Source organism: Pseudarthrobacter lactosi (assembly GCF_055412785.1).
Map to the genome: position 1 here is coordinate 31,378 of NZ_JBVAYS010000005.1, position 13,771 is coordinate 45,148.

Consider the following 13,771-nt stretch of genomic DNA (forward strand, 5'->3'; position numbering starts at 1 on the left):
GGGGTCAGAGTGTGAGCTTCATGCCCTCATGGCTGGCGTCGAAGCCGAGCCGTTCGTAGAAGCGGTGGGCGGCCGTCCGGGTCTTGTGGGTGGTCAGCTGCATCAGCGTGCAGCCGCGGCGCCTGGATTCGTCGATGGCCCACCCCACCATCAGGTGTCCCAAGCCATTGCCGCGAAGGCTGTCCGCCACGCGGACCGCCTCAATCTGCGAGCGCCAGGCGCCCTGCCGCGAGATGCCGGGCAGGAAACTCAGCTGGAAAGTGGCCACGACGGGGCCGGAGTCTGCGCCGGGCGGCACCTGCTCCCCCACCACGAGCACATGGGACGGGTCGGCGTCGATCGCTTCGAAAGCCCTCTCGTACGGCGCCATGTCCTGGCCCAGTTCGCGGGCGGCGCCCAAGGCATCGTCGGCCAGCAGTGCCACGACGGCGGGCAGGTCCGCGGCCACGGCGTGCCTGAGGCGGAAGGTCCCGCCGTCTACGTCGGCAGTCAGCAAGGGGGTCAAGGCGCCCGGGTTCGTGGTCATCTCCCCAGCATTCCACAGCCGCCAGGCCCCACCGCGCGACGCCGAGACTTCCCGCCCCGGGTCAGGAGGCTACAACGCACGACGCCGGCACTCGGGTGAGTGCCGGCGTCGTGATTGCGAGAGGGTTCCGGAAATACCCGCAGGATCTGCGAGAGGGTTTCCGAAAAACCCGCTTTAAGTGAGAGAGCGTCAGGCCGGGGCCTTGGCCCCTTCCGCCTGGCGTTCTTCCACCAGCGTGGAGACGGCGTCGAACAACGGGTGCTCCGGAGCCAACCCCGTGATCCTGGCCGTGGCGTCGGCAGGCGACGACGAAGCCAGAATCTGCGCGAGCTCGGCGGCCTCGGCGTCGGCGGGGTCGGCGAAGCGCAGGGCCGCGGCGATGGCACCCAGGAGCGCCTCGGGCACGATCCCGCGTTCGGCCAGTTCAGCCGCGGGGCCGATGAACCGTTCGTGCCGGCTGAGCTTGCGCATCGGGGCGCGGCCCACCCGGTTCACGGTGTCCGGCAGGTGCGGGTTGGAGAACCGGACCAGGATCTTCTGGACGTAGGCTTCCTGCTCGTCGTTGTTGAAGCCGTGCTTGGCAACGAGGAGCTGCTTGGTCTCCTCCAGGACCGCGCGGACGTCTTCCGCGACGTCCTGGTCGGCCATGGCGTCAGAAAGTTTCTCCAGGCCTGCCACGAACCCGAAGTACGCTGCGGAGGCGTGCCCGGTGTTCACGGTGAAGAGCTTCCGCTCAATGTAGGGCGAGAGCTCGTCCACAAATGTTGCGCCCGGGATGACCGGCGCCGCATCGCCAAACGCCGACCGGTCAATGACCCATTCGTAGAACGTCTCCACAGTGACGTCCAGGCCCTGCCCGGGCGCCTGGTTGGGCACAATCCGGTCCACCGCGGTGTTCGCAAACAGCGCCAAGGCGTCCAGGGAGCCGGCGGCGTCGTCCCAGAGTCCGGCCACTTCGGCCCGCAGGATGTCCGTGGCGTTGATGGCGTTCTCGCAGGCCATGACCTGCAGCGGTGCCAGACCAGCAGCCCGCGCCGCGATGCCCTTGGTGATGGCGGGCGCCACGAACTTCAGGATGTGCGGGCCCACGGCGGTGGTGACGATATCCGCCGTCGCGATTTCCCGCACGAGTTCCGCTTCCTGCGTGCCGGAGTTGAACGCGCGGAAGTTGTCCACCGTCCGGACGGTGGGGTTCTCCCCCACCTCGTGGACGTCGTAGCTGTCTGCTGCCGCCAGCTGGTCGATGAGCGCGTCCGCGACATCCGCGAACACCACCTCATAACCGGCCTGGTGCAGCAGCAGCCCCACAAAGCCGCGGCCGATGTTCCCGGCTCCGAAATGTACCGCCTTCACTATGCGTTCACCTTTCCGAACAGCTCCAGGACTTCCTCAACGGACGTGGCCGCTTCCAGCTGCGCCACCTGGGCCTTGTTGGTGAAGACCTTCGCGATGGAGGACAGGATGTGGAGGTGCTCGTTGTTGATGCCGGCCACGCCCACCACGAACTTGACCTGCTTGCCGTTCCAGTCGATGCCGTCCGGGTAGCGGATCACGGACACCGCGGACTTCAGGATGTGGCCCTTGGCAGCGTTGGTGCCGTGCGGGATGGCCAGGAAACTGCCCATGTAGGTGGACACGGATTCCTCGCGCTCGTGCATGGCCGCGAGGTAGCCCTCGTCCACGGCGCCGCGGGCCAGGAGGAGCCGGCCGGCTTCGTCGATGGCGGCATCGCGGGTGGTGGCGGTGCCGTTGAGGATGACGCTGTCGGCCACGAGGATGTCCGACGGCGCGACTGCGGCGGGTGCCGCATCCACCGGATCACTGGCAACGTGCGCGCCGTGGCCGGCTACCGCAGCGCCGGCGGCGGCAGCACCGGCGTCGGGCGTTGCGCCTTCGGTGTTGTGCTCCCTGACCAGCTCCACGATCTCGTCGTACCGCGGGCTGTTCATGAAGTTATCCACGGAGTAATGCGCGGCGCTGGAGGTGACGGGCTTGGCTCGTTCGGTCAGGTCCTGGTGGGTGATCACCACGTCGTAGGTGTCACTGAGGTTGGCGATCGCGGCATTGGTGACCTTGACGTCCGGGAACCCAGCCGCCTTGATCTTGTTGCGCAGCACCGAGGCGCCCATGGCACTGGAGCCCATGCCGGCGTCGCACGCGAACACGATGTTCTTGATGGGGCCGGCGAGGACAGCGGTGCCCACGCCTGCACCGCCGCCGGTCAGCATGGAGGACACGGAGCTCTTTTTGCCCTTCATGGCTTCCATCTTGGACGTGGCATCACTCAGGTCCACCTCGTCGCTGTGCTTGGTGGTCTTCAGGATCACCGAGGCCACCAGGAACGAAACCGTGGTGGCGAGCACTACCGCGAGGATCACGCCGACGTAGCTGTCACGGGAGGTCTGGGCGAGCACGGCGATGATCGAACCAGGCGCCGCGGGAGCAACGAGTCCGGAGCCGGTGATGGCCATAGTTGCGATACCCGTCATGCCGCCGGCGATCGCGGCCAGGATCAGCAGCGGGCGCATCAGGACGTAAGGGAAGTAGATTTCGTGGATACCGCCGAGGAAGTGGATGATCGCTGCACCGGAGGCCGAACCCTTGGCGAGGCCTTTCCCGAAGAACATGTAGGCCAGCAGGATGCCCATGCCGGGACCGGGGTTGGCTTCAAGCAGGAACAGGATGGACTTGCCCTGCTCCAGCGACTGCTGGATGCCCAGCGGGGTGAGGACGCCGTGATTGATGGCGTTATTCAGGAAGAGAACCTTGGCGGGCTCGATGAAAATGCTGGTCAGCGGCAGCAGGCCGTTGTTGACCAGGAACTGGACCACGTTGCCGGCGCCGGTGCTGAAGGCCTGAACCAGCGGGGAGATACCGTAGAAGCCCAGCATTGCCAGCAGCGCGCCCCAGATACCGGCCGAGAAGTTGTTGACCAGCATCTCGAAGCCCGGGCGGATCTTGCCCTCCCACAGGAGGTCGATCTTCTTCATGGTCCAGCCGCCGAGGGGGCCCATGATCATGGCGCCGATGAACATCGGGATGCCGGCGCCCACAATGACGCCCATGGTGCCGATGGCTCCCACCACGCCGCCGCGGACGTCGTAGACCATCCGGCCGCCGGTGTAGGCGATCAGGAGCGGCAGCAGGTAGGTGATCATGGGGCCAACCAGGCCCACATTGGGGGCTCCTTCGGCGTTGGTGCCGAAGCCGCCCAAGGCCGGGACCGGGATCCAGCCCTTCTCAATGAAGAGTGCGGTGATGAGCCCCCACGCGATGAACGCGCCGATGTTGGGCATGATCATGCCGGACAGGAACGTCCCGAACTTCTGGACGCCGACCCGCACGCTGGTGCGGGGTTTCGCAACTGTCTCTGTTGCCATGTGCTTTCCTAACCGTCATTCCTGCTGCAGCGCAGGATGGGTCCGATACTTACGACGACGTGCTGGTGGAGATTCGGTGAAGCCATTCGAGGAACAGTTTGAGTTCCGAGCTTGAAAGCTGGTCTGAGTGCGAAGCCTGAAGTGCGGCGTTCAGGGCAATCGCTGCCACCACCACCGAGGACTTGCCGGAATCTTCCGGCGAGGCCCCTTCGGCTTGTGCCGCAGACACCGCAAAGATCATGGCGTCCCGGGTCATGATGGACAGTTCGAGGTTCCGTTCGGCGGCGGGTTCCGCAATCAGCATCAGGGTCACACCCACGTTCGCGGCCAGGATGGACCTGGCTGCTTCGCGCGGCTGGACGTTCAGCTGGCCCGCTGCCGCAGCCTTGTTCAGCATCTCCTCCATCAGCGCCTCGGCATCGGCGACGATGGCGGGGCGGCTTTCCGGGCGGATATTGCCGAACATCACCAGGTACAGTTCCGGCTGCTTGAGCCCGAACTGGACGTGGTTATCCCACATCCGCCGGACGTCTTCCAGCGGATTTCCGGACGGGGCGAAGTCCCTCTCGCCCGCAACATACTCTTCAAAACCTGCGGCGACGACGGCGTCGAAAAGACCTTCCTTGTCACCGAAGTGGTGGTACAACGTGGGCGCTGTAACCCCTGCCAGCTGCGTGATCTGGCGGGTGGAGACGGACGCTCCGGCGGATTTTGCCAGCAATTCGGCCGCTGCACGCAACAGGCGCATTTTGGGAGGAAGCTGGCCATCCAAACTCATAGCCGCTACCCTATCACCTATAGCATTGCTATATGAACTGAATCACATACAATTTTTTCAGGCACGTTTCCGCCCTCGCACATAGTGGTCGCGGCGGCCCCGGCATGGCGCCGGGATCAACCTAGGCGGGCCTGGCTACCGGCAGAGAATGAGGACCTTCAGTGCAGACCTTCCCAGGAGTTGGCGTCAGCCCCGGCCGCATCATCGGAACCATCCGGCAGATGCCCAAACCGATCAGCGAACCCCCCGCAGGCGAGCAGCTGGCGGCCGGTACGTCCGCCGAAGACGCCACGGCCGGGCTCAAGGCGGCTTCACAGTCCGTCCACGACGAACTGAAGGCCCGGGCCGCGCACGCCACCGGAGACGGCAAGGCGGTCCTGGAGGCCACCGCGCTGATGGCCAAGGACACCATGCTGATCAAGGGTGCGGCCAAGCTCATTGCCCGCGGCCTCTCGAGCGAGCGCGCCATCTGGGAATCCGGTTCCTCCGTCGCGGAGATGCTCCATAACCTGGGCGGCTACATGGCCGAACGCGCCACTGATGTCCTGGACGTCCGCGCCCGGATTGTGGCTGCGCTCCGCGGCGTGCCCGCGCCCGGCATCCCCTCCTCCGGCACGCCGTTCGTGCTGGTGGCGGAGGACCTGGCACCGGCCGACACCGCAACCTTGGACCCGAACAAAGTCCTGGCACTCGTTACCGCTGGCGGTGGCCCGCAGTCCCACACGGCCATCATTGCGCGTTCGCTTGGCCTCCCGGCCGTTGTGGCTGCCGTCGGGGTGGACGAACTTGCCGACGGCACGGAAGTCTACGTTGACGGCGCGGCAGGCAGCATCAGCGCCGATCCCGACGACTCGCTGCGTGCCGCAGCCGAAGCGTGGGCGGCCACGGCTTCCCTGCTGGCCGAGTTCAGTGGAACGGGCACGACGGCGGACGGGCACCTGGTGCCGCTGCTCGCCAATGTTGGCGGCGGCAAGGACGCCGAGGCGGCCGCCAAGCTGGGCGCCCAGGGCGTGGGCCTTTTCCGCACCGAATTCTGCTTCCTGGAACGGGACTCCGAGCCCAGCGTGGAGGAGCAGGCCGCGGCCTACAAGAGTGTTTTTGATGCGTTCCCGGGAAAGAAAGTGGTTCTCCGTACGCTGGACGCCGGCGCCGACAAGCCGCTGCCGTTCCTGACCGACTCCACGGAGCCCAACCCGGCCCTGGGCGTCCGCGGCTACCGTACGGACTTCACCACACCGGGCGTGCTGGACCGCCAGCTGGAAGCCATCGCCCTGGCCGAGAAGCAGTCCGAAGCGGATGTGTGGGTCATGGCCCCAATGATCTCGACGGCGGAAGAGGCGGCCCGCTTCGCCTCCATGTGCGCCGACGCCGGCATCAAGACACCTGGCGTGATGGTGGAAGTCCCCTCCGCCGCACTTACCGCCGAGGCCATCCTGCGCGAGGTGGGCTTCGCGAGCCTGGGCACCAACGACCTCACCCAGTACGCCATGGCCGCGGACCGCCAGCTCGGCCCGCTCGCCGGGCTGAACACCCCGTGGCAGCCTGCAGTGCTGCGCCTGGTGGGTCTGACCGTGGAAGGCTCCCGCGCGGAAGGCAACAACAAACCCGTGGGCGTCTGCGGTGAGGCGGCCGCTGACCCGGCCCTCGCCGTCGTACTTACCGGGCTGGGCGTCAACACACTGTCCATGACCGCGCGGTCCCTGGCCGCTGTGGCAGCGGTACTGAAGACCGTCACCCTGGCCGAAGCGCAGCAGCTGGCCAAGCTGGCACTGTCAGCGCCCAGCGCCACCGAAGCCAAGGCCTGGGTGCGGGAAAAACTGCCCGTCCTTGAAGAACTCGGCCTCTGACCGGCTTCCGCTGCCCGCCCGCCTTACCAAACCACCACGACGCATCCACCAGGAGGAACAATGCCCGAACGCATCGCCACCATCGCCAGCCGCTCCGGCCTGCACGCCCGCCCCGCCGCGCTGTTTGCCGAAGCCGCGGGGGACGTGGGAGTGGAGGTCACCATTGCCATGCAGGGCGAACCTGCCGATGAGGCACTGGACGCGTCAAGCATCCTGTCGCTGATGACCCTGGGTGCCGCCAAGGGCGATGTTGTGGTGCTCCGGGCGGAAGGTGACGGCGCCGACGCAGCGCTGGATTCGCTGGTCAAGCTCCTGGAAACGGACCTCGACGCCGAATAGGGGCCCAGCTGGTGATCGCGGCGGCCGCCGGTCCCGGGGCGGTGTGCTGGAAAACGTGGCCATGGCCCGGAATTTCCGACACGCTGCCCTTCGGGACCTGGGAAGCCAGCCGCCGGCACCAGTCGCGGCCGGCCACCGGGTCCTGGCCGCCCCGCAGCACCAACAGCGGCTGGCTGATTCCACGGATCCTGGCCTCAAGGGGATACTGCATCATCACCGGCAGCTCGGTGAGGTACCAGCGCGGGCCCGCCCGGAAATAGTCCGCGAAGACGATGGCATTCGCCGACGGGCTCTCGCTGAACATGGCGTCGCGGGTCAACGCCAGCGCCTGCCGCGCCACCGACCTGCGGCGGGGGTCCACCACCGGACCCATCAGCACAACGGCGTCCACAAGCTCCGGCTCCTGCAGGGCGAGTTCAACGGCATGCTGGGTACCCATGGAATGCCCGATCACCACGCAGGATGTCACACCGGCCGCATTCAGCGCTGCCCGGACGAACGCCGCATACTCCCCCACCGGAACCTGGCGCCGGGGCCTGGGCGCGTCGCCAAACCCCGGGAGGTCAAAGGAGTAGACGTCGGCTGTGAGGGCCAGCTCCCGGTGCAGCCGCACGAAGTAGCGGTGGGAAACGCCGATCCCGTGGAGCAGGACATAGGTGGGCCGCTGCACATCGCTAGCCGGCGCCACGGAGCGGTACAGCCTGCCGGCCAGCCCGCCGGACTCAATGTCCTCGCCGTCACTGAGTTTCATCCCGCGAGCTTACCGCCGCCGCCCGGAGGTACAGGGTTAGGCTGATGGCATGGCACTGATAGCTCCCCGGATGACTGGCGGCCTGCCGCCCGACGACGCAGGAAAACTGCAGCGGGCTCTTGAGGGCGGCAACGACATTACCGTTTTTGTGGACGGCACGGTCCACCGGCTGACGCCTGAGGCAAGGGACGCCGTCGTAGATCTCCTGAGCCGGTTCAGCCGCGGCGAAGCAGTGACCGTCAGCAGCGTGGAGGAGATGCTCACCACCTCCCAGGCGGCCGAACTCGCCGGGATTTCCCACACGTATCTGCGCAACATGACCGATCGCGGTGAGATCCCCGTGGAATATCGCGGCACGCACCGCCGGATCAGGCTGGCGGCCGTCATGGCGTGGCTGGACCGGCAGAAGAAGCTGGATCAGCAGGAGAAGCCAGCGCAGCCCTAGCTCGGGGGTGCGCTGGCTCCGGGGGTGGAGTGCTGCCGGGGTGGGGCGCCTCCGGGCGCGTTAGATCCGTGGGCGCGACGCCCAGCGCCGCATCTTCAGTGCCGCGTGGAGTTCCAGCCGGGGCATCCCCTTCAGTGGGTCCACGCCCAGGAGCTGCCGGATGCGGCCCAGCCGGTTGTAGATGCTGCTGCGGTGCAGATGGAGTTTGGTGGCCACGTCCTGGACCGAACCGTCGTTGTCATAGATGAGCTCCAGAACCGGGAGAAGCTCATCATTGCGGTCGTGGTCCTCCAGCATCCGCACATAAACCGACCCGGAGTCAGCCCAGGCGCCGGCTCCCCCACCTGCCGAAGCCAGCAGCTGGTACACCCCGGCGGCACGGCAGTCCACCAGCTCGCCCAGCTGGGGGTCCACAGCCGCCGCCTGCGCCGCCATCCGGGACTGCCGGTATGCCTCGGCAAGCTCGCGTGGCTTGGCGAAACCCTCGCTGATGCCCAGGATGATGCGGTGCACCGGGCGGCCCGAACGTTTGGCCAGCTCCAGCTGGTAGTGGACAAGCACCTGGGCATGGTTGGCCCGGCCCACCGACTCACGGAACAGCACCACAGAATGGGTTTCCGTGCCTGCGCTGAAGAGCGCCACGTCCACTCCCACCGTGGCCTGCAGGGCGGCTGACCGGTGGATCAGCATGGATGCAATGGGGTCCGGCCCGCCGGCCCAGCCATCGGCGTCGAGCACTGTGACCATCTGCCACGGCCCCTTGCCCTGGATTTCCTTCCAGCCTGCCACGGCGGCTACCGCGTTGGCCTCGCCGGTGCAGGCGGCCAGGAACTCGCGTTCGCGGCCCCGCCGGAACTCCGATTCGGCGGTGTTGGAGTCCAGCAGCAGGGCGGAAAGGAGCTCGATCTCCGGGGCCACGTCCGGCAACTGGGAGAGGATCGCGGCCGGATTTTCCTCTGCCGAGTCCTGCTGCACCCAGAGATAGCCGACCCGGAAACCTCGCACCATCAACGGAACACAAACCCGGCCCAGCATGCCCAGGTCCTGGTTCGCGGGAATCGCCACCGGCCGGACCGCCGTGGCGATGCCGTGCGAAAGCTGCCAGGCGCTGACATCGGCCGGGACCCGCTTGCTCAACAGGAAGTTCACCCGGACCCGGTCCGCATGGGACTGGTTGGAGCTGTAGGCGAGCAGCAGGCCGTCCAGGTCCTCCAGCGACAGTCCCCGCCCAAGCTTTTGCGCCACCTGTTCCACGAGTTGCTCCACGTCCTGCTGCATGGGGCAACACTACTGCCCCGGCGGTTATCCGGGCGAACGAACAGCAGGCGACACCTGACGCCCTCACGCTGAACATTTGTCGACCTGTGAAACCAAAAATTCCCGCAATGACGCGGATTGTGTATGCCCCGGACGCCACTTTCCTGTCAGTTGGGTCACAACCGGATTTATTCTGGAATCACAACTTCCCCCGCAATTTCGGGCCCACCCGGCCTGAGAATATGGAGCCACAAATGATCATCGGTGTCCCCAAAGAGATCAAGAACAACGAATTCCGCGTCGCCATCACCGCTGCTGGCGTCCACGAGTTCCGCACCCACGGCCACACGGTCCTGGTGGAGCGCGGCGCAGGCCTGGGTTCAGGGATCACGGACGAGGAATACGCGATCGCCGGCGCCGAAATCGTTGCCGAGGCCGATGACGTCTGGGGCCGGGCCGACATGGTCATGAAGGTCAAGGAACCCATCAAGGCCGAGTACCACCGCTTCCGCAAGGGCATGATCCTCTTCACCTACCTTCACCTCGCCGCCGAGCCCGAGCTCACGCAGGAACTCATCAACTCCGGCGTCACCGCGATCGCCTACGAGACCGTGCAGGAAGGCCGCACCCTGCCGCTGCTGGCCCCCATGTCCGAGGTCGCAGGCCGACTGTCCGTGCAGGTAGGCGCCACCTCCCTGATGGCACCCGCCGGCGGCAAAGGTGTCCTCCTGGGCGGCGTACCGGGTGTCCGCCCGGCAAAGGTGGTTGTCCTCGGCGCCGGCGTCGCCGGCACCAACGCCGCCGCGATGGCCCTGGGCCTGGGCGCCGACGTCACCATCCTCGACATCAACATCAACCGTCTCCGCGAACTCGACGCCCAGTACCAGGGCCGGCTCAAGACTGTCGCCTCCAACAAGTACGAGATCGAAAAGTCAGTGGTGGACGCCGACCTGGTCATCGGCTCCGTCCTGATCCCCGGCGCCAAGGCCCCCAAGCTGGTCACCAACGAACTCGTAGCCCGCATGAAGCCCGGCTCCGTGCTCGTGGACATCGCCGTGGACCAGGGCGGCTGCTTCGAGGACACGCACCCCACCACGCACCAGGAACCCACGTACAAGGTCCACAACACGATCTTCTACTGCGTGGCCAACATGCCCGGCGCCGTCCCCAACACGTCCACCTACGCGCTGACCAACGTCACCCTGCGCTACGCCGTGGCCCTGGCCAACCTGGGCGTCCGGGCCGCCTTTGACCGGGACCCGGCCCTCGCCGCCGGCCTCAACATCGCCGGCGGCCACGTGGCACACCACTCCGTCTCCGAGGCACACGACCTGCCCCTCGTAGCGGACTGGCACGAGCTGGTCTCTGCATAGTCCTCTTGGTTCCGTCCAAAAACGGAGACCATCCCCGCGTGCTGCTCCTTCGTCGCTCTGACGCACGCTTCCGGATGGCCTCCGTTTTTGGCCGTTAACGAACCTGTGCAGCGGCCAGTTCGCGTGCCTTTTCTATTATTTTTAGGACCTCGACGGCGTCTGCTGGGTCTACTGGGAGCGGTCTCGGGGAGGCGGTGCCGCCGTCGTCGATCTTGGCTGACAGGAGCCGGTAGAACTCGGGGTAGGCGCCTCGTTCCGTGGGCAGCGGATCGAGGTGGCCGTCGCGGCCCAGGGATCCTGCCCATTCCGGCGCCTCAACCCCGTATTCCGCGTCCAGCGGACCGCCGCCGGCAACAATGTACGGTTCCTGCGGGTCGATCCCGTGCTTGGTGAAGGCGCCTGTGGATCCGAGGATGCGGAACCGCGGGCCCTGCTGGGCGCAAAGCATGTTCATGCTCAGGTGGCTGGTCACCCCGGACTCGTGGTTGAGCACCAGGAAAACGTCATCGTCCACCTTCTCGTGCGGACGCCGCGCCTGCAGTTCCGCGTGGGCCACGGCGGCCGGTCCGAACAGCAAAAGCGCCTGGTCGATGAGGTGCGTTCCGAGGTCGAACAGCACGCCACCGCCATCCGCTGCCGTGGCGCTGGCTTTCCATGCCTTGGAGATGTCCGGGGACCAGCGTTCGAAACTGGATTCAAAGCGGGTCACGCTGCCCAGGGATTGGCCGGCCAGCAGCTTCCGGACCGTGAGGAAATCGCCGTCCCAGCGCCGGTTCTGAAAAACGGTGAGTACCCGGCCCAGCCGCTCCGCGAAGGCGATCAGCTCCTGCCCCTCGGCACTGCTGACGGCGAAAGGCTTGTCCACCACAACATCGAGCCCAGCCTCAAGGGCAGCCTTCGCCAGCGGAAAGTGGGTGGCCGGCGGGGTCCCCAGCACCACAAGGTCAAGGTCACCGGCCAGCGCAAGGACAGCGTCGCCGTCGGGCACTGTTTTGACCCCCGGGTACCGCTGCGTCGCGGCAGCCTGCCTGCCGGCGTCGGACGTGGCGATGACGCTCAGCGAGTAGCGGGGATCCGCTGCGATGAGCGGCGCGTGGAAAACACTCCCTGAGAGTCCATAGCCGACGACGGCGGTGCGGATAGTGCGTTCAGCTTCAGTCCCGGTCATAAGCAAAACCGTACCCCAACGCTCTCGCAGTTAATCTGAGTTAAAGCCAAACGCTCTCTCACTTCCCCGCGGATGACCTGCCGGAAGTGAGAGAGCGTTGGCGAAAACCCTGCGTTAAGTGAGAGAGCGTTGCAGGGAGGGTGTTACTTTTTGATCCAGCCCAGGGTGGACCAGTCCGGAACCTGGGAGAGGCTCTGGAAGAGGGACGGGCCGTAGTTGGCCAGGCCGGTGCGGACGAAGGAGATCTGCGGGCCGTTCATCACAACACCCATGGAGAAGTACTTGGCCATGTGCTCCTTTTCAACGTCCATGGCTGCCTTGTTGCGCTCGGCGTTGTCCTCGATGGACGCAAGATCGGCGATCTTCTTGTCCAGCTCGGCGTCGCCCAGGCCGTTTTCGTTCGTCTTGGAGTCGTAGTACTGCTTGACGGCGTCGGTGGCATCCGGGCCAACGGTGTAGCCGGAGACGCTCATGTCGAAGTCGCGGCCGCCAATGACCTTGCCGAAGTCGGCAGAGGCTCGCTGGTCAATGCCAACATCCATGCCGCCGGCCTGGAGCTGCTTTTGCAGCGTCTGGGTGAAGGCAAGGGTGGTGGGGTCGTCACCGAAGTTGCTGATCTTGAAGGCGGCGGGCTTGCCGTCCTTCTCCATGATTCCGGCTGCGTTGGGCGCGTAGCCGGCGTCCGTCAGGACCTTCTTGGCAACGTCCGCGCCGGTTTCCTTGACCGGGTAGTTGTCCTGGTAGTAGTCCGAGAACGGCAGGACCATCATGGAGCCGGAGCTGGGCTCTTCCCAGTTCAGGCCATTGAAGCGGACCTTGCGGAGGGCTTCGCGGTCAACGGCGGCGAAGATGGCCTCGCGGACGGCGACGTCGGTGATCTTCTGGGCGTTGATGTTCATGCCACCGGCGAAGAGGCGCTGGCCCCGGCGGACCTCGGAGTCCTTGGTGCCTTCAAGCTGCTTGTACAGCGCGATGGTGTTGGCGGACATGGCGTCGATCTCGCCGTTCTTGAAGGCAGCGATCTGTGCGCTGGTTTCAAGCTGGCGGAAGACGACGTTTGCCAGGACCGGCTTGGTGCCCCACCACTTGTCGTTGGGAACCAGCGTCACAGTCTTGGCTGCGGTGTCGTACTGGTCCAGCTTGAACGGTCCGGCCATCCACTCGGGGTGCATTTCGCCGTTGAAGCCTTCGTTGAAGATTTCCGGCGTGTTTACGGCGGGGTGGATCAGGCCGAAGAAGAGCGCATCCAGCGGGTAGACCGGCTGGGTGGTCTTGACTATGACTTCCTTGTCGCTGCTGCCGGCCTCAACCGACTCAACGAACTCGTAGGCTCCGGAGCTGACGATGTCGTAGCCGGCATCCGGGCTCTTGAGGATGTTCCAGGTGTTCTGGAAGGCCTTGACGTCGATCGGCGTGCCGTCGTTGTAGGTGGCTTTGGGGTTGATCTTGATGGTGACGGTCTGCTTGCCGTCCACCACCTTGCTCTCCACGGACTCGCAGAAGTCCTTGTTCGGTGTTGCCTTGCCGACGAAGTCGACCTTCCAGCAGCCGCCGATGCCACCGCTGTTCACGGCCACCGGGTTCATGGGGATCTGCAGGGCGGAGTTGTCCGCGCTGTTGCCGTTGTTGGAGAACCCGTTGAAGTCCGGCCCGATGTTGCCGAGCGGCAAGGTGACCTTGCCGCCGGGCTCAAGGTCAGCGGCCGGCTTCTCGTTGATGCTGATGAGCTTGGCGAGGTCGCTGCCTGTCCCCTGCCCCTGAGCGGTTTCCGGTCCGGTGGGTGTTCCTCCACCGCCGCAGGCCGTCAGCGTCAAGGCTGCGGCAATGGCCGCTGCGCCGCCGATCTTGGTCAGATTCCTCATGGTTTTCCCTTCATAGGTGCGGGTGATGCTTGTGATGGGTCGAAA

Annotated in this window: 12 protein-coding genes; 4 read left to right on the forward strand and 8 right to left on the reverse strand. The window is 65.9% G+C overall.

All coding sequences use genetic code 11. The features are described 5' to 3' along the window. Nucleotides 1–4: 4 nt before the first annotated feature. From ACZY0Q_RS18525 to ACZY0Q_RS18540, 4 genes are all read right to left on the reverse strand, one after another. Complete coding sequence (locus tag ACZY0Q_RS18525; protein WP_463919006.1) at nucleotides 5–526, reverse strand: N-acetyltransferase family protein; 522 nt, start codon at nucleotides 524–526, stop codon at nucleotides 5–7. Between the two features lie 189 nt (nucleotides 527–715). Further along, nucleotides 716–1,879, reverse strand: coding sequence for a mannitol-1-phosphate 5-dehydrogenase (locus ACZY0Q_RS18530; RefSeq protein WP_463919008.1), 1,164 nt, complete (start codon nucleotides 1,877–1,879; stop codon nucleotides 716–718). Further along, nucleotides 1,879–3,906: a PTS mannitol transporter subunit IICBA gene (locus ACZY0Q_RS18535; protein WP_463919010.1), complete on the reverse strand. Its 2,028-nt coding sequence runs from the start codon at nucleotides 3,904–3,906 to the stop codon at nucleotides 1,879–1,881. Before ACZY0Q_RS18535 ends, ACZY0Q_RS18530 begins: the two co-directional genes overlap by 1 nt. Nucleotides 3,907–3,955: 49 nt before the next feature. After that, complete coding sequence (locus ACZY0Q_RS18540) at nucleotides 3,956–4,684, reverse strand: TetR/AcrR family transcriptional regulator (protein ID WP_463919012.1); 729 nt, start codon at nucleotides 4,682–4,684, stop codon at nucleotides 3,956–3,958. Between the two features lie 161 nt (nucleotides 4,685–4,845). Here ACZY0Q_RS18540 and ptsP point away from each other — a divergent pair, with 161 nt between their 5' ends. Next, nucleotides 4,846–6,531, forward strand: coding sequence for a phosphoenolpyruvate--protein phosphotransferase (gene ptsP, locus ACZY0Q_RS18545; RefSeq protein WP_463919014.1), 1,686 nt, complete (start codon nucleotides 4,846–4,848; stop codon nucleotides 6,529–6,531). A gap of 60 nt (nucleotides 6,532–6,591) precedes the next feature. Next, on the forward strand, nucleotides 6,592–6,870 hold the full coding sequence (locus tag ACZY0Q_RS18550) for an HPr family phosphocarrier protein (protein WP_131135386.1): 279 nt from the start codon (nucleotides 6,592–6,594) through the stop codon (nucleotides 6,868–6,870). Here ACZY0Q_RS18550 and ACZY0Q_RS18555 read toward each other — a convergent pair. Then, nucleotides 6,836–7,621: an alpha/beta fold hydrolase gene (locus tag ACZY0Q_RS18555; RefSeq protein WP_463919016.1), complete on the reverse strand. Its 786-nt coding sequence runs from the start codon at nucleotides 7,619–7,621 to the stop codon at nucleotides 6,836–6,838. The genes ACZY0Q_RS18550 and ACZY0Q_RS18555 overlap by 35 nt on opposite strands. A 49-nt stretch (nucleotides 7,622–7,670) precedes the next feature. Between ACZY0Q_RS18555 and ACZY0Q_RS18560 the strand changes: the two genes are divergently transcribed. Further along, on the forward strand, nucleotides 7,671–8,066 hold the full coding sequence (locus ACZY0Q_RS18560; RefSeq protein ID WP_463919018.1) for a helix-turn-helix domain-containing protein: 396 nt from the start codon (nucleotides 7,671–7,673) through the stop codon (nucleotides 8,064–8,066). 60 nt (nucleotides 8,067–8,126) lie between these two features. On the opposite strand, the gene ACZY0Q_RS18565 is transcribed toward ACZY0Q_RS18560, so the two are convergent. Then, nucleotides 8,127–9,344: a PucR family transcriptional regulator gene (locus ACZY0Q_RS18565; RefSeq protein ID WP_463919019.1), complete on the reverse strand. Its 1,218-nt coding sequence runs from the start codon at nucleotides 9,342–9,344 to the stop codon at nucleotides 8,127–8,129. A 233-nt stretch (nucleotides 9,345–9,577) separates the two neighbouring features. On the opposite strand from ACZY0Q_RS18565, the gene ald reads away from it, so the two are divergent. Beyond that, nucleotides 9,578–10,696 (forward strand): alanine dehydrogenase, encoded by a 1,119-nt coding sequence (ald, locus tag ACZY0Q_RS18570; protein WP_463919021.1) that lies wholly within the window; start codon nucleotides 9,578–9,580, stop codon nucleotides 10,694–10,696. Nucleotides 10,697–10,790: 94 nt separating this feature from the next. On the opposite strand, the gene ACZY0Q_RS18575 is transcribed toward ald, so the two are convergent. Continuing rightward, the gene (locus ACZY0Q_RS18575) at nucleotides 10,791–11,864 is read right to left on the reverse strand and encodes a Gfo/Idh/MocA family protein (RefSeq protein WP_463919022.1); all 1,074 of its coding nucleotides are present in this window, start codon (nucleotides 11,862–11,864) and stop codon (nucleotides 10,791–10,793) included. A gap of 143 nt (nucleotides 11,865–12,007) precedes the next feature. Further along, nucleotides 12,008–13,726, reverse strand: a complete 1,719-nt coding sequence (locus ACZY0Q_RS18580) for an ABC transporter family substrate-binding protein (RefSeq protein ID WP_463919024.1) — start codon at nucleotides 13,724–13,726, stop codon at nucleotides 12,008–12,010. Between the last annotated feature and the right edge of the window lie 45 nt (nucleotides 13,727–13,771).